Source organism: Mesorhizobium sp. USDA 4132, from assembly GCF_056279545.1.
Map to the genome: position 1 here is coordinate 90,229 of NZ_JBWCCP010000001.1, position 16,108 is coordinate 106,336.

A 16,108-nucleotide genomic window follows, 5' to 3' on the forward strand; every position below is an offset into this window, starting at 1 on the left:
ATGAACCTGACGGATCACGAAAAGGCCATGTATGACGGCGAGCACGGCCGCGCCAAGGCGCGCGCCATGGACCTGCTGGTTCGTTACGGCGAAGCGCTCGGCGCCGAACGGCTGGTCGAAACCAACAACGTCGCCGGCGCTTTCAACGCCTCGACGCCCTCGGTGCAGGCGATTGCCGAAAAGGGCATGGAGCACGTCTATTCCGAACTCAACCTCGATAGCGACGAGGTCGTCGAGGTGCCGCATATGGTGGCGCATACCTGTCAGTTGATCACCGGCATCGACAACGACAATTGGGAACTGCAGGGCGTCGACAAGGCGCTGGTGGACATGCAGCGCGCCAATGAGAAGTACCTGGGGCGGCGCGGCGTCAACATGTTCGCCACCTGCACGCCCTATCAGGTGGGCAACGTGCCGGTGAAGGGCGAACACTGCGCCTGGATGGAATCGTCCGCCGTCATCTACTGCAATTCAGTGCTCGGCGCCCGCACCAATGTCGAAGGCAAGGAAAGCACGGGCGCTGCAGCGCTCACCGGCCGCATTCCCTACTGGGGTTTCCACATCACCGAAAACCGCCGCGGCACCCATCTGGTCGAGCTCGATATCGAGGTCGACGACATGATGGATTGGGGCCTGCTCGGTTATTACATCGGCGAGGTGATCGGTGAGGAGATCCCTGTCCTGAAGGGCGCCGGCCGCCAACCCGACCTCATCAAGCTCAAGCATTTCGGCGCAGCCGCCGCGTCGTCCGGTGGGGTCGAGATGTACCATATTCCGGGCATCACGCCGGAGGCGGATTCGATCGAGGAAGCCTTTGGCGGCCGCAAGGTCAAGGGCACGTTCCGCTATGGTGCGAAGGAACGGCGCGAGACCTACGAGAAACTGCAGAGCTCGACCGAGAAAAAGGTCGACTTCATCATGCTCGGCTGTCCGCACAATTCCATCGACCAGATGGCCCTGATCGCCCACATGCTGGAGAACAAAAAGATCCATTCGGATGTGCAGCTCTGGGTGCACACGCCGCGTGCCATCAAGCAGGTCGCCGAGCGCAACGGCTATATCGACGTCATCCGCGAAGCCGGCGGGGTCGTCATGAGCGATACCTGTCCCGCCATTTCCCGCCGGCTGCCGGCTGGGACCAAGGTCATCGCCACCGATTCCGCCAAGCAGGCGCATTACCTGCCGGCGATCACCGGCGTGCAGGGCTGGTTCGGCTCGGTCAGCGATTGCGTCGATGCGGCGTTGACCGGCCAGTGGAACGGGAGGCTCTGATGGATATTTCGGCCGAAGCAAAACCCGGAACCATCGAGCTCAAGGGCCGCAAGGTGGTGGCCGGCCGCGCCGAGGGCGAGGCGCTTGTCACCACCGAGACGATCTCCGGCTGGGGTGGCATCAACGAGCGCACCGGCACGGTCATCGAGCGCCGGCATGAAATGCGCGGCGTCTCCTTCGCCGGCAAGATTCTGGTTTTCCCCGGTGCCAAGGGCTCGTCCGGCTGGTCGGCCTATTTCCATATGACCCGATTGAACGGCGTGCAGCCAGCGGCGATGATCTTTACGCGGATGACTACCAAGATCGCCCTCGGCGCCGTCGTCACCCGCGTTCCGGCGATCACCGAGCTCGATCAGGACCCGCTCGATGTGATCGAGACCGGCGACTGGGTAGTGGTCGATGCCGATGCCGGCACGGTGACCGTGACCAAGAAATCCTGAAAGCGATGTTCGCTCTCGCAGGCCTGCCCACTCGACGGCCATACCCATCGCCGACTATAAGATGCGGCGAAACGGACAAGGAGGAGTGGACATGTCGAAAGTAGCGATCGTAACCGGCGCCGGCTCGGGCGTTGGCAGGGCCGTCGCCATCGGGCTTCTGAACGCAGGTTATAGGACCGTGCTTGCCGGCCGGCGCGAGAGCGAGCTGCAGGGCACGGCGGAACTGGCCGGCGGGAAGTCGCTGGTGGTGCCGACGGATGTCACCGATCCGGCAGCGGTCGACGCGTTGTTTGCGGCGACGCAGGAGGCCTATGGCCGCCTTGATCTTCTGTTCAACAATGCCGGACGCGGCACGCCGGCCGTTCCGATCGACGAATTGCCGCTTGAAACCTGGCGCGCCGTCATCGACCTCAACCTCAATGGCGCCTTCTATTGCGCCCGGGCGGCCTTCGGGATGATGCGGCGGCAGAGCCCGGGCGGCGGGCGGATCATCAACAATGGCTCGATTTCGGCCCATGTGCCGCGCCCGTACCAGGCCGCCTATACCGCTACCAAACACGCCATTACCGGCCTGACCCGCCAGATCGCGCTCGACGGGCGGCCGCTGAACATCGTCTGCGGTCAGGTGGATATCGGCAATGCCGACACGCCGATGACGGTGCGGATGAAGGAAGGCGCGCTGCAAGCCGATCTGACGACTGCCGTAGAACCGGTCATGGACCCGAAACACGTGGCCGATGCGGTGCTCTATATGGACGGATTGCCTTTGGAGGCCAATGTCCTGTTCATGACGGTGATGGCAAACGGCATGCCCTACGCCGGCCGCGGCTGAGATCGGCCGCCGGCCGCCTTGATCTTGCCCGGAAGCTCGCCCAGCGTCAGAAATAATCGGAAGGAAACATCCCATGCAGCAGGCACTGGTGCTCGAGAAAAAAGGCGTCCTCTCGTTGAGGGAAATCGATCTTCCGACCGAGGTCGGGCCGGGCGACGTGAAGATCGCCATCGATACGGTCGGCGTCTGCGGCAGCGACGTTCATTATTACACCCACGGCGCGATCGGGCCCTTTGTTCTGCGCGAGCCGATGGTGCTCGGCCATGAGGCGGCCGGCATCGTCGTCGAGGTCGGCAGCGAGGTGAAGACCTTGAAGGTTGGTGACCGCGTCTGCATGGAGCCCGGCGTGCCGAACCTTTCGTCCCGCGCTTCCAAGCTCGGTCTCTACAACGTTGATCCAGATGTCCGTTTCTGGGCGACGCCGCCGATCCACGGGGTGCTGACGCCGGAAGTCATCCATCCTGCGGCCTTCACCTACAAGCTGCCGGACAATGTTTCCTTTGCCGAAGGCGCCATGGTGGAGCCGTTTGCGATCGGCATGCAGGCCGCCAGCCGCGCCCGCATCCAACCCGGCGATGTCGGTGCGGTGATCGGTGCCGGCCCGATCGGCATCATGGTGGCGCTGGCGGCACTCGCGGGCGGTTGCGCCCGCGTGTTCATTTCAGATCTGAGCCCCGACAAGCTGGAGATCGCCGGCCAGTATCCGGGCATCATCCCCGTCAACATCACCGAACGGCCGTTCGCGGAAGTCATCGCCGCGGAGACCGGCGGCTGGGGCGCGGATGTGGTGTTCGAGGCGAGTGGCAGCCCGAGAGCCTATGCCGGCATGTTGGACCTGGTACGGCCCGGCGGCGCCTTCGTGCTGGTCGGCCTGCCGGTCGAGCCGGTGCCGTTGGACGTATCGAGCGCCATCTCCAAGGAGGTTCGCTTTGAGACCGTGTTCCGTTACGCCAACATCTTCGACCGGGCGCTGGAACTGATCGCCTCGGGCAAGGTGGACCTGAAGCCGCTGATCACCGGCGTCTTCGATTTCAAGGATTCGATCAAGGCCTTCGAGCGAGCCGCCGCCGGACATCCATCGGACGTCAAGCTGCAGATCGTGCTGAACAGCAAGGCCTGATCAGGCGGCGCGGGTAAAGCGCTTCGAAAGCGATGCCGGCTTGTGAAGCGGCACGCGGCGGAGCATTTCGAGCGCGAACAGGCGGGCGTTCTGCCGGGCCTTGTCGAGATTGCTGATGCGGTTTTCGTCCATCGTGTAGAGCGTGCCGCCGAGATCGAAGATGTCGCGGAAAGCGGCGCGTTCGATGATCGGCGTGTCCAGCACTTCGACCTTGCGCTCGGCAAGCAGCATCTTCACCGCCAGCAGAGCACGGGTGGTGACCATCGAGTTGACGCGGGTCAGAACGACCGAGTGCGGCACGTGAAGATTGGCTTTTTCTTCGAGATAGCGCAGCAGTTCGAGCACGTTTGCACCGCCCTGGGCATCCATGGCGCAGCCCTGGATCGGGATCAGCACGTGGTCGGAGAGGCCGATCGCCTTGGCGAGCAGCGGGCTCTGCGCGCCGGGAAGGTCGAGCACGAAATAATCGGTCTTGTGGCGGTTTTCAGAAATATGCCGGTCGATCGAGGCCTGCGTCACGTAGGAAATGACGTTGAGCTTGTCGTTATGCGGCGAGAGCATGTGCCAGCGGGTGATCCAGTATTGCGGATCGGCATCCAGGATCGTAACGCGGTAGCCCTGCTCAACGAGTTCTGTTGCAAGAAGGAGTACAGCGGTGGTTTTGCCTGCTCCGCCCTTGGTGTTGGCAAAGGTAATGACTGGCATCTTGGGTCCCTGTCCGGCTACGAGCGTAAGATTGCTCTCTCACCGCACCCTCATGATGCGTTGCCCCATTCTTGCCAAACATGGTTAACGAGACGTGAAAAATCCGTTGCCAGATCTTACCGGCGGCGATCGGCGGCGAGAATTTCCCGGGCGATCTGTTCGAGCGACACGACCTTGTCGACGCCGCCATGGGCGATGGCTTCCTTGGGCATGCCGAAGACCACCGACGACGCCTCGTCCTGGGCCACCGTATAGGCTCCCGCCTGATGCATCTCGTTCATGCCGCGGGCTCCGTCGTCGCCCATGCCGGTCATGATCACGCCCATCGCGTTGGCGCCGGCCGAGCGGGCGGCGGACCGGAACAGCACGTCGACGGAAGGGCGATGGCGGCTGACGAGCGGACCCGAGCGGACCGAGACTTCATAACGCGCGCCGCGCCGTTCGAGCAGCATATGTTTGTCGCCGGGGGCGATGAGCACATGGCCGCGCAATACAGGATCGCCTTCGGCTGCTTCCTTGACCTCGACTTCGCAAAGGCTGTTGAGACGCTTGGCGAAGGCGGCGGTGAATTTTTCCGGCATGTGCTGGACGATGACCAAGCCCGGAGAATTGGCCGGCAGGGCTTCGAGAAGTTCGCGCAGCGCTTCGGTTCCGCCGGTCGAGGCGCCGACGCAGACGACCATTTCGGTGGTCTTCGCCATGGCTCCGAGCTTGGGAGGCGGAAGCATCGCATCGGCCGTAAGCTTGGCGGTCGTGCCGCCTTCGGAGATGCGCGACGGACGCAGCCGGCCGACGCGGGCGCGCGCGGCTCCCTTGACTGCGGTGCGGATCCTTTCGCCGGACTCGGCGAGGTGGTCGGCCGCGCCGATCTTCGGTTTCAGGATAACGTCGACGGCGCCCGCTTCAAGCGCCTGCATCAGCGTTTCCGAACCGCTTTCGGTCAGCGACGAACACATCACCACCGGGATGGGATGCTGCGCCATCAGCTTGCGGAGAAAAGTGATGCCGTCCATCTGCGGCATTTCCACATCGAGCGTGATGACGTCGGGAATTTCCTCGCGCAGCTTGCGCGCCGCCATGAAGGGATCGCTGGCCGCGCCGATGACTTCGATATCCGGATCCGCCGACAGGACGGCCGTCAGGGTCTGGCGGACGCTGGCTGAGTCATCGATGATCAGAACTCGAATTTTGCCGGTCATGGTTCATACCCGCTTGAACACAGTATTTGCCACCTGCCGGATCGGCAGATCGAAGCCGGTCACGGTTTCCGAGTGACCGATGAACAGATAGCCTCCCGGAAGCAGGGCTTCGCAAAGACGCGACAGCACGTGCTGCTGAGTCGGCTTGTCGAAATAGATCAGCACATTGCGGCAGAAGATCATGTGCATCGGATCGCCGATGGGATAGGCCTCGTCCATCAGGTTCAGCCGGGCGAAACCGACGCGGGAGCGCAGTTTCGGCGAAATTCGCATCTCCTGCCGCCGCTTGTCGGATGGCCGCATGACATATTTGTTCATCATGTCTGCCGGAACGGGTGCCAGGAGATCGCTCTGGTAGATGCCGCGCTGGGCCTTCTGCAGCACGTCGGTCGAAAGATCGGTAGCAAGCACGAAATAGTCGCGTTCCGGCGTCGACGAACTCAGAAATTCCGAAAGCACCATGGCCATCGTATAAGGTTCGGCGCCCGTCGAGCAGGCGGAACTCCAGGTGCGGATGCGCCGGTCGGCATAGGTCTTCAGGATGTCCGGCAGCGCCGTCTGTACCATGTAGTCGAAATGCTTCGGCTCGCGGAAGAAATCGGTCTTATTGGTGGTCACCGCATCGATGAGGAAGATCGACTCCGCTTCAATGCCGCCGTGCTTGAACAGATAGTCGCAATAACTGTCGAAGGTCGGCATGGCCGTGACCCGCAGGCGCCGGCGAAGCCGCCCCTCCAGCATCGTCATCTTGCTGTGCGGCATCTTGATGCCGCTATAGTCGTAGATGTACTTCGAAAGCAGATCGAAGTTGCGCTTGCTCAGCCGATCATCGAGCGGCTGGCTTCTCATTGCTGCATTCACGCACATGCCCCCGTACAAGAACCTATTCGGTTATGCCAATTCCGTCATGCGACCTGAGACTGCGGCCCCACGTCGGCGAGAGCCGATCCGGAATCCGAAAATAGCCGTGCAAGATCGACGACGACGACGAAACCACTCTCCCGCCGCACCACGCCGGCGATATAATCGGAGCGCCAGCGCACGCCGATATCCGGTGCCGTCTCGATCTGTTCCTTGCGAAACGGCACGACCTCGAAGACCCGGTCTGCGACGAGGCCGAGCACCAGGACGCGATCGGCGACCGGCACGTCGAGCACCAGGATGCGCGTATGTGGCGTCTTAACCGTCCTCGTCATGCCAAGGCGAAGACGAAGGTCGATCACAGGCACGCCCTGTCCGCGCACATCGCGCAGGCCGAGCAGGTATTCCGGGCCGTGTGGGATCTTGAAGGGTTCCTCGTGGTCGAGAATCTCGCGGACCACCTCGACGGGGACCGCAAAAATCTCGTCGCCGAGGCTGAAGGTCACGAATTGGGATTCGGAGGATATGACTGCCATTACGCGCTCTCCCTGAAATCGTCATCGTCCGCGTCCGGGCCGCCCATCGACAGGTCGAGGGCAAAACCTTTCACGCGGGCCTGTTGTGCGGTCACCGAGTGGCCGGCCGAATAAGCCTTGGCCGGCGGCTGGGTCTTGGCCTTCGCCGGTGCGGGCTTGGCGGTCGGGGCCGGCTGGTTTCGCTGCTTGGACCCGGCCCGTTCGACCTTGAAGAAGGCGATCGAGGCCTGCAGTTCTTCCGCCTGAGCGGCGAGTTCTTCCGAAGTCGCCGACATCTGTTCGGAGGCGCCGGCGTTCTGCTGGGTCACCTTGTCGAGTTGCTGGATCGCTTCGTTGATCTGGCTGGCGCCGATATCCTGTTCGCGGCAGGCGGCGGAGATTTCCGACACGAGTTCCGCGGTCTTGTGGATGTCCGGCACCAGCTTGTTGAGCATCTCGCCGGCTTCGGTGGCAACCTGCACGGTCTCACCTGAAAGCGCGCTGATCTCGGCGGCGGCAGCCTGGCTGCGTTCGGCAAGCTTGCGGACTTCCGAGGCGACGACCGCAAAACCCTTGCCGTGTTCCCCGGCACGGGCGGCTTCGACCGCAGCATTCAGAGCAAGAAGGTCGGTCTGACGGGCGATTTCCTGGACGATCGAGATCTTCTGGGCAATCGTGCGCATGGCGCCGACGGCGCGTCCGACCGCCTGGCCCGACGCTTCGGCGTCACGCGACGACTGGCGGGCGATCTTTTCCGTCTGGGCGGCATTATCGGCATTCTGTTTGATGTTGGCTGCCATCTGCTCCATCGAAGAGGAGGCTTCTTCAGCCGATGAGGCCTGTTCGGTGGCGCCCTGGCTCAGCTGTTCCGAACTTGCCGACAGTTCCTGGCTGCCCGAAGAGACGTTGTTTGACGCTGCAAGCGCGTCGGCCACGACACCCCGAAGACGTTCCACCATGCTCTGCAGCGCAAGACCGAGCGTGTCCTTCTCGGAGAGTGGCTTTGGCGAAATGGTCAGGTCGCCATTGGCGATCTGGTCGGCCACGTGCGCCGTGGTCCGCAGATTGGCGACCATGCTCTGCATGGCGAGCCCAAGCGTATCCTTGTCGGAAAGCGGCTTGGCATCGACCGAAAGGTCGCCCTCGGAAATACGCTCGGCGATCGCCGCCGTATTGCGGAGATTGCCGGTCATCACGTTGACCGTATCGATGAGGTCCTTGATCTCGTCATTGGTCTTGACCTCGACCTTCTGGTTGAGGTCTCCGATCGCCACGGCATTGGCGATCAAGGATATCTTTCTCAGGCCTCGGCTGATGCCGAAAGCGATCCAGAGGGCGGCGGCGATCGCCACGATCGTTGCCAGAGAGGCGATGGCGAGGACAAGATTACGCGTGCTGTTGTATTGTTCGTCCGTGGCCTGATCCGTTGCAGCCATTTGGTTCTTTGCGGCCTGGACGCGCTTGTCGATGGCGCTTTCGATCTCGTCGATCAGCTCTCGGCCTTGGCCTGCGATGATCACGACCGCTTCGTTGGACTTGCCGGCCTTGACAAGATCGCGGATTCGGGTGTCGAGAGTCACGATCTGCTGAAACTTGAGGCCGACATCTCTCCAAGCCTGCCTGCCTTCCTCTGTAGAGGCAAGGCCGGCAAGTTTCTCAAGTATCGTCTTGAAGTTCTGCTGGTTGCGGTCACTGGCTTCGGCATAGGTGTCGAAGTCCTTGGGATTGCTTGCATTTACCATATTGAGCTGCGCCCGGGTCAAGCGAAGCTGGATATTGCCTAGGTCCTGCGCGGTTTCCAAACGCGCCGCCGGCCCGGCGATCAGTTTGCCGATCGCGTCGTTCAGGTTGGACAAGCTGTATATTCCGAAGCCCGCCACGCCGATTAGTAGCGCTATGACCAAGCCATAAGTGAATGCCAGCTTCAATTTGATAGTAAACCGCATTTTAAGGTCTCCGAAATCCTTCAGGTCGGGGAATGCTTCATCTCGGATGCGATCGAGAAAGCCTCACGATCAGGATACTTCCTAACGGCAGTCGTTTCGTTGCTCGCACCAACGCAATAACGCTGGCTATCGCGGGGCCGCCTGACGGCCCCGCTCATTGGTTGGGGTGAGCGCTCAGGCGCTTTCCCGGAAGTCGTCGTCATCACCGTCGGGACCGCCCATCGACAGATCGAGGGCAAAACCCTTGGCGCGTGACTGCTGAGCTGCGACGGAATGGCCGGCCGGACGGGACGCAGGAGCCTTCGACGGTTGTTTTGGGCCAGGCTTTGCTGTTGTGTGAGCCTTGGCGCCCGGCTGCGGCCGCGCTTTTGCGCCCGCCCGTTCGACCTTGAAGAAGGCGATCGAGGCCTGCAGTTCTTCCGCCTGAGCGGCGAGTTCTTCTGAAGTCGCCGACATTTCTTCCGAGGCGCCGGCGTTCTGCTGGGTCACCTTGTCGAGCTGTTGGATCGCTTCGTTGATCTGGCTGGCACCGACATCCTGCTCACGGCAGGCGGCGGAGATTTCCGAGACCAGCTCGGCGGTCTTCTGGATGTCCGGCACCAGCTTGTTGAGCATCTCGCCGGCTTCGGTGGCGACCTGCACGGTCTCGCCCGAAAGCGCGCTGATTTCGGCGGCGGCAGCCTGGCTGCGTTCGGCAAGCTTGCGGACTTCCGAGGCGACGACCGCAAAACCCTTGCCGTGTTCCCCGGCACGGGCGGCTTCGACCGCGGCGTTGAGAGCAAGAAGGTCGGTCTGACGGGCGATTTCCTGGACGATCGAGATCTTCTGGGCAATCGTGCGCATGGCGCCGACGGCGCGGCCGACGGCCTGGCCGGACGCTTCGGCGTCACGCGACGACTGCCGGGCGATCTTTTCCGTCTGGGCGGCGTTATCGGCGTTCTGCTTGATGTTGGCTGCCATCTGCTCCATCGAAGAGGAGGCTTCTTCAGCCGATGAGGCCTGCTCGGTGGCGCCCTGGCTCAGCTGCTCGGAGCTTGCCGACAGTTCCTGGCTGCCCGAAGAGACATTGTCCGCCGCCGAAAGAGCGTCGCCGACCACGCCGCGCAGGCGTTCCACCATGCTTTCAAGCGCAAGACCGAGCGTGTCCTTGTCGGAGAGCGGTTTCGGTGAAACGGTCAGATCACCATTGGCGATCTGATCGGCAATGGTCGCCGTGTTGCGCAGGTTGGCCGTCATCGTGTTGATGGTATCGACCAGATCCTTGATCTCGTCATTTGTCTTGATTTCGACGTTCTGATTGAGATCGCCGATCGACACGGCCCGGGCGACGCCCATGATCTTGGTAAGGCCTCTGCCGATGCCCAGGGCGATCCAGAACGCTGTCGCCGCTGCCGTAATGACGGCAACGACCGCGATTGTGATCATCAGGCTGCGCGTGGTCCAATAGGTGGCTTCGGCTTCATCATTGGCCTTCTGCATCCGGTCGCGATTGATTTGGACGGATTCATCCAGCTGCGCGGAGAGTTCGGTGATCGCCTTGCGGCTTTCTCCAGCCGAGAGAGCGAGTGCTTGCTGCATGTCGCCGCGCTTGGCGGCGGCATCGACCTTGTCGTTCGCAGCCTGGTTGGTCGTCGCGAGACCGCGCGTTTCATCCCAGAACGGCTTCTGGTCTGCCGATGCGGTCGAAGCCAGTTCGTTCAGCAGCGTGATGAACTGCAACTCCAGCTTGTCGCCGTCGCCGAGGAACTTTTCGATCTCCTGCGGCGAGGTGGCAAGCAGCATGTTCTTCTGCGCGCGGATGCGATTGAGCGACAGGATGTTCATCTGCTGGACTTTATCGAGCCGCGTCGCCGCGACGTCCGTGACGTAAGTCATGGCCTCATTGGCGGCGCCAAGGCTATATATTCCGTAGCCGGCCGTACCAACCAGCATGCTGACAAGAAAGCCGAAGGCCAATGTCAGTTTGGCTTTGATCGTAAATCGCATAGCCCTATCCCCTCAAGGCAATGAAGTGCATCAGTCGATGCGTCCCTCCAGGCGGGGGGACGCGGTTGAAAACGAGAAGACCGATACATTCACCCTTCTGCGATAGTCCGGTTGCCCGGATATTCTCCCGCCTACATGCAAGAGACGATCCCGAATTCCTGTCAATCCGGGATCGGTTCAGTTCCCTCAGGCGCTTTCGCGGAAGTCCGCGTCATCGGCATCCGGCCCGCCCATCGACATGTCGAGGGCAAAACCCTTGGCGCGGGCTTGCTGGCTGAGGACCGAATGGTCGCCCTTGTGGTGTTGTCCCGCAGCGCGTGCCTGCGTGGGCTTTGCCATCGGCTTGCGGGTGGTGGAGGCGACCGGAGCGCGCTTTGCCTGTTTGGCCTGTTTGCTGCCGGACTGATCCACCCGGAAGAAGGCGATCGAGGCCTGCAGTTCTTCTGCCTGCGAGGCAAGTTCTTCCGAAGTCGCCGACATTTCTTCCGAGGCGCCGGCGTTCTGCTGGGTCACCTTGTCGAGCTGCTGGATCGCTTCGTTGATCTGGCTGGCGCCGACATCCTGCTCGCGGCAGGCCGCGGAGATTTCCGAGACCAGTTCCGCGGTCTTCTGGATGTCCGGCACCAGCTTGTTGAGCATCTCGCCGGCTTCGGTGGCGACCTGCACGGTCTCACCTGAAAGCGCGCTGATTTCGGCGGCGGCAGCCTGGCTGCGTTCGGCAAGCTTGCGGACTTCCGAAGCGACGACCGCAAAACCCTTGCCGTGTTCGCCGGCACGTGCGGCTTCCACCGCAGCATTCAGAGCAAGAAGGTCGGTCTGGCGAGCGATTTCCTGGACGATCGAGATCTTTTCCGCGATCGTGCGCATTGCATGGACGGCGCGTCCGACAGCCTGGCCCGACGCTTCGGCGTCACGCGACGACTGGCGGGCGATCTTTTCCGTCTGGGCGGCGTTATCGGCGTTCTGCTTGATGTTGGCCGCCATCTGCTCCATCGAGGCGGATGCTTCTTCGGCCGACGAGGCCTGTTCGGTGGCGCCCTGGCTCAGCTGCTCGGAGCTTGCAGAAAGTTCCTGGCTGCCCGAGGAGACGTTGTCGGAAGCGGCGAGCGCATCGCCGACGACGCCGCGCAGGCGCTCGATCATGGTGTTGACGAAGCCGAGCAGTTCACCGATCTCGTCCCTGCTGGAGATGGCGGCGAAGCGGGTCAGGTCGCCGTCGGCGACGTTCTGCACTGCCCCGATCGCATTGCGCAGGCCCTTGTTGATCGAAAGGGCGATCCAGAGGGCGGCCAGCAAGGCGATCAGGAAAGCGGTTGCCGCGACCGAGATCATGATCAGTCGGGTCTGAGCATAATCCACATCCGACTGTTTGTTGGCGTCGTCGAGCCGGCCTTCTTCGAGTTTGACCACGTCGGAGAGCAAAGCATCGATCTCGTTGGTGACGGTGCGTGCCTCAGCGGTTGAAATACGCAGTGCCGAGCTTGTATCTCCACCCAGCATCAGGGTGCGGATGTGGTCATCCTGCTTGCGGAATTCCGCTGTGAAGGCGGAGAGTTTGCCCCAAAGGACTTTGCCCTGTTCGGTCGCGCGGGCTTCAACCGCCTTGAGCGTCTCGTCGAATACACGGCGGGCCTCGTCACTTTTCGCGATATATCCCTGCATCTCGCCGGGATTCGCCGCCAGAAGCAGGTTCTTCTGCTGGCGGATCTGCTGAAGCTGCTCGTTGTTCAGGTTCTGGGCAAGTTTCAGTCGCAGGGCTGGCCCCTGCAGCACATTTTCGAGCGTGTCGTTCAGGCTGCCGAGGCTGAAAATGCCATAGGTAGCAGTCGCCAACAGCATGATGATGATGAAACCGAATGCTGAAGCCAGCTTAAATTTGATTGAAGCGTGCATTTTTTGAGTCCATCAAAAGGGTGATCAACCGTGGGAGGCCCCGGTCGCGGAATGGTCGTGTTGGGCGGAGAAGATCACCTGGAGGTTCGGGAGGATGATGAATTCCGCCCCCCGCTTGACGAGGCAATCGATGAAATCTGGTCGCCAGCGCATCCCCACGCTCGGCGGCGGCTCGCCGGCGGTGCGAAGCAGCGTTGTCACTTCGTGGACTTTGTCCGTGCGGATGCCCGTCAGAACCGATTCGCCGTCGATATCGATCGAGATGACGATGATGCGGCTGTCGATCGTCGGCTTGGTCGCTTCCATGCCGAATGCGAGACGGATATCGGCAAGCGGGATGACCTTGCCGCGGAAGTTGATGACGCTGCCGACAAAGGCCTTGGCGCCCGGAACCATGGTCTCCGGCAGAAGATCGAGGATCTCCTGCACGATGAAGGCTTCCAGCGCGAAAACTTCGCCGGCGATGTCGAATGTCAGGACTTCCAGCTCGTCGCGGCCGCCCCAAAGGTCCTGAGAAATCTTTCTGACTGCTTCGTTCATCCGGCCGCGCGCAGATGCGCCTCCTGTTGTTGCCCCTCGGCCACCAGATGACCGACGTCGAGGATCAGCGCCACGTCCCCGTCGCCGAGGATGGTCGCACCCGAGAAAGTGGCGACGTCATGGTGCAGTTTCGACATGCCCTTGATGACTGTCTGGTGATCGCCAATGATCTGGTCGACGACCAGGCCGACCCGTTCGGAACCTGTCGAGATGACGACCACCTTCTGGAAGGGATCGGGCTTCGTGCCGGTGCGGAAGAGATCGCGAAGCCTGAGAAATGGCACGAGGCTGTCGCGCAGCGAGATGAAGCTGCGGCCGCGTGAGCGCATGTCTTCTTCGATCGAGAGCTCGAGGCATTCCTCGACCGCCGAGAGCGGGATGACATAGCGGCCGTCGCCGACCCGCACGAGCAGTCCGTCGATGATCGCGAGCGTCAGAGGGATCGCCAGCGAAATCTCGGAACCTTCGCCAGGATGGCTTGCAACGTTGATCGTGCCGCGGAGTGCATCGATGGTCCGCTTGACCACATCCATGCCGACACCGCGGCCTGAAAGGTTGGTGACCGTCTGGGCTGTCGAGAAGCCGGGGTGGAAGATCAGCTGGTAGAGTTCCTGATCGGTGAGGCTGGCATTCGGCGGGATGAGGCCGGAGGATTCCGCCTTGGCGCGCACCCGTTCGCGGTTGATGCCGCGACCGTCGTCCTTGATGGTGATAATGACTTCGCCAGCCTGCTGGCGGGCGGAAAGCAAGATATGCCCCGCTTGTGATTTGCCGGCGGCAAGCCGTTCCTCGGGGGTCTCGAGACCGTGGTCGCAAGAGTTGCGCACCAGATGCACCAGCGGATCGGCTAGGCGTTCGATGACGCTCTTGTCGACTTCCGTGCTTTCGCCCTCGGTGACCAGTTCGATCGTCTTGCCGGTTTCATGCGAAAGATCGTGCACCAGCCTGCGGAAGCGGCTGAAGAGGTGCGCGACCGGTACCATGCGCAGCACCATCATCGTATCGCGCAGCTCGCCTGAAAGGCGTTCCACATCTTCCGAGACGGCCCGCAGCTGCAGATCGCCGCTGCCGCCTGCAAGTTGGCTGAGGCGCGACTGGGCGATGACGAGTTCGCCGACCCGGTCCATCAGCTCGTCGAGTTTTTCGGCGGGCACACGGACGTTTTCGGACGCCTTGTTCTGCTTCGTCTCGACGGGAGCTGCAGCGATCGGCGCAGGTGCAGCCGCATGCAGGACGACAACCGGTGCCGCCGCAGGCTGGGGTGCCGCGGCGGGCTGCGATGCCGCGGCGGGCTGCGATGCCGTAACCGGGGCTTCCGTCTTGGCTGGTGCCTTGGCGGCGACCGAAGTCTCGACGGTTATGACTTCGAGCTGCATCTCGTCCATGACGAAGATGAATACGTCGTCGATCGCAGACCGCGGCTGGGTGGTCAGAAGCTCGACTTCCCAGGAGACATAAAGATCGGTCGGCGCGAGAAGGTCGAGCGATGGGATGGCAGAGCGGTCTGCCACGATCCGGCACTCGCCGAGCTCGCGCAGTTCGTCGAGAAGCGGCAGCGGATTGGTGCCGTTTGCCATTGCGTTCTGCGGCAAGCTGAAGCGGATCTTGAAATGGTTCTGGCCCGGAGCAGTTTTGGCAGGGCCGGAAGAACCGGCGTTGTTGGCGCCATCGACGGCAGCGCGCAGGCTGGCGAGAAGCGCTTCGCCAGTCGCCTCATGGTCGCCATTCGGCGTGTCGACCAGGGCACGCATGTGATCCTTGGCCCCGAGAACCGCCGTGACCAGCTCCTGTGTTGCCGGAACTTCGCCCTTGCGGACGCGGTCGAACGCCGTCTCGCAATGATGGGTGAAAGCAGCCAGGGCATCGAAGCCGAACATGGCTCCCGATCCCTTCAAAGTGTGGAGTCCGCGGAAGACCGCGTCCACCTGATCCTTGTCGCCGAGGTTTACGTTCAGGTCGAGAAGCCCAGCTTCGATCTGTTCCAGAAGCTCGGCAGCCTCTGTCCTGAAAACCGCGATAGGATCGGGAAAGCTCATCTGCCGAGTACCTTTCGGACGATCTTGACCAGGCTTTCCGGGTCGAAGGGCTTGGTGAGCCAACCGGTGGCACCGGCGGCCTTGGCTTCCTGCTTGATGTCGTTGTCGGATTCCGTCGTCAGGAAGATGACCGGAACGCCCATATGAGCCGGCATCTTGCGCAGTTCCCGGATCATCGTCAGGCCGTCCATGTTCGGCATGTTGAGATCGGTGACGATCAGGTCGAACTGGCTGGCGCTAAGCTTGGCGATGCCGTCCATGCCGTCGACTGCTTCCGTGATCTGGTATCCGGCATTGCTGAGGGCGACGCGCGTCGTCAGCCGGATGCTGGCGGAATCGTCGACTGTTAAGATGCTGGCGCTCATTGAATACCCCCTTGATGAAGCCAGAATTTCAGGTCTTCAGCGGACATCCCGTCGAGGAAGCCGCTGCGCTTCAAGACATCGAGCGTTGGGCCGCTGGCGGGACGGGCTAACGCGATTTGCTTTCCGGCTGCGACGGCGTAGATGCGCGCCGCTTCCATGAGTTGAATGAAGCTGATGTCCACTTGGCAATCATCATCGAGTTCGATGGTTGCGGACGCGGTTTTGTCCAGAAACTGCAGTATTTCCCGCTGCACGGTTGCAATCGTGCGAACAGTCAGGTTCTGCGGCGGGCGAAAGTAATCCTCTTGAACATCGGAAGCAGGCATTCTTACCTCAATATAATTCCGAAAACGCTGAAATAGCTGGCCGAATGTGGACTTGCATCGTTAATGCGGAGT

General features: G+C 61.9%; 15 protein-coding genes. 4 read left to right on the forward strand and 11 right to left on the reverse strand.

What is annotated here, in order from left to right; genetic code table 11:
- The 4 genes from ACZ9IU_RS00415 to ACZ9IU_RS00430 all read left to right on the forward strand — a co-directional run bounded on the left by ACZ9IU_RS00415 (nt 1) and on the right by ACZ9IU_RS00430 (nt 3,664).
- The gene (locus ACZ9IU_RS00415) at nt 1–1,272 is read left to right on the forward strand and encodes an aconitase X (RefSeq protein WP_038547656.1); all 1,272 of its coding nucleotides are present in this window, start codon (nt 1–3) and stop codon (nt 1,270–1,272) included.
- Nucleotides 1,272–1,712, forward strand: a complete 441-nt coding sequence (locus ACZ9IU_RS00420; protein ID WP_038547658.1) for an aconitase X swivel domain-containing protein — start codon at nt 1,272–1,274, stop codon at nt 1,710–1,712. The genes ACZ9IU_RS00415 and ACZ9IU_RS00420 overlap by 1 nt, the downstream gene beginning before the upstream one ends.
- Before the next feature lie 91 nt (nt 1,713–1,803).
- Nucleotides 1,804–2,544 carry an SDR family oxidoreductase gene (locus tag ACZ9IU_RS00425; protein ID WP_038547661.1) on the forward strand — a complete coding sequence of 247 codons (741 nt, stop codon included), beginning with the start codon at nt 1,804–1,806 and terminating at the stop codon, nt 2,542–2,544.
- 73 nt (nt 2,545–2,617) lie between these two features.
- Nucleotides 2,618–3,664, forward strand: a complete 1,047-nt coding sequence (locus ACZ9IU_RS00430) for an NAD(P)-dependent alcohol dehydrogenase (RefSeq protein ID WP_038547663.1) — start codon at nt 2,618–2,620, stop codon at nt 3,662–3,664.
- Here ACZ9IU_RS00430 and ACZ9IU_RS00435 read toward each other — a convergent pair whose 3' ends face one another.
- The 11 genes from ACZ9IU_RS00435 to ACZ9IU_RS00485 all read right to left on the reverse strand — a co-directional run bounded on the left by ACZ9IU_RS00435 (nt 3,665) and on the right by ACZ9IU_RS00485 (nt 16,036).
- Nucleotides 3,665–4,369, reverse strand: a complete 705-nt coding sequence (locus ACZ9IU_RS00435) for an AAA family ATPase (RefSeq protein ID WP_038547666.1) — start codon at nt 4,367–4,369, stop codon at nt 3,665–3,667.
- Nucleotides 4,370–4,485: 116 nt separating this feature from the next.
- Nucleotides 4,486–5,568, reverse strand: coding sequence for a protein-glutamate methylesterase/protein-glutamine glutaminase (locus tag ACZ9IU_RS00440; protein WP_038547669.1), 1,083 nt, complete (start codon nt 5,566–5,568; stop codon nt 4,486–4,488).
- Nucleotides 5,569–5,571: 3 nt separating this feature from the next.
- Nucleotides 5,572–6,435, reverse strand: coding sequence for a CheR family methyltransferase (locus ACZ9IU_RS00445; protein WP_038547672.1), 864 nt, complete (start codon nt 6,433–6,435; stop codon nt 5,572–5,574).
- A 38-nt stretch (nt 6,436–6,473) separates the two neighbouring features.
- The gene (locus tag ACZ9IU_RS00450) at nt 6,474–6,965 is read right to left on the reverse strand and encodes a chemotaxis protein CheW (RefSeq protein ID WP_038547675.1); all 492 of its coding nucleotides are present in this window, start codon (nt 6,963–6,965) and stop codon (nt 6,474–6,476) included.
- Complete coding sequence (locus ACZ9IU_RS00455) at nt 6,965–8,890, reverse strand: methyl-accepting chemotaxis protein (protein WP_038547678.1); 1,926 nt, start codon at nt 8,888–8,890, stop codon at nt 6,965–6,967. The genes ACZ9IU_RS00450 and ACZ9IU_RS00455 overlap by 1 nt, the downstream gene beginning before the upstream one ends.
- Nucleotides 8,891–9,064: 174 nt before the next feature.
- The gene (locus ACZ9IU_RS00460) at nt 9,065–10,876 is read right to left on the reverse strand and encodes a methyl-accepting chemotaxis protein (protein ID WP_038547681.1); all 1,812 of its coding nucleotides are present in this window, start codon (nt 10,874–10,876) and stop codon (nt 9,065–9,067) included.
- Between the two features lie 186 nt (nt 10,877–11,062).
- On the reverse strand, nt 11,063–12,769 hold the full coding sequence (locus tag ACZ9IU_RS00465) for a methyl-accepting chemotaxis protein (RefSeq protein WP_038547683.1): 1,707 nt from the start codon (nt 12,767–12,769) through the stop codon (nt 11,063–11,065).
- A 24-nt stretch (nt 12,770–12,793) separates the two neighbouring features.
- Nucleotides 12,794–13,309 (reverse strand): chemotaxis protein CheW, encoded by a 516-nt coding sequence (locus ACZ9IU_RS00470; protein WP_038547686.1) that lies wholly within the window; start codon nt 13,307–13,309, stop codon nt 12,794–12,796.
- Nucleotides 13,306–15,345 (reverse strand): chemotaxis protein CheA, encoded by a 2,040-nt coding sequence (locus tag ACZ9IU_RS00475; RefSeq protein WP_038547689.1) that lies wholly within the window; start codon nt 15,343–15,345, stop codon nt 13,306–13,308. Before ACZ9IU_RS00475 ends, ACZ9IU_RS00470 begins: the two co-directional genes overlap by 4 nt.
- The gene (locus tag ACZ9IU_RS00480) at nt 15,342–15,710 is read right to left on the reverse strand and encodes a response regulator (protein ID WP_038547692.1); all 369 of its coding nucleotides are present in this window, start codon (nt 15,708–15,710) and stop codon (nt 15,342–15,344) included. Before ACZ9IU_RS00480 ends, ACZ9IU_RS00475 begins: the two co-directional genes overlap by 4 nt.
- Nucleotides 15,707–16,036 carry a hypothetical protein gene (locus tag ACZ9IU_RS00485; protein ID WP_051899923.1) on the reverse strand — a complete coding sequence of 110 codons (330 nt, stop codon included), beginning with the start codon at nt 16,034–16,036 and terminating at the stop codon, nt 15,707–15,709. The genes ACZ9IU_RS00480 and ACZ9IU_RS00485 overlap by 4 nt, the downstream gene beginning before the upstream one ends.
- Between the last annotated feature and the right edge of the window lie 72 nt (nt 16,037–16,108).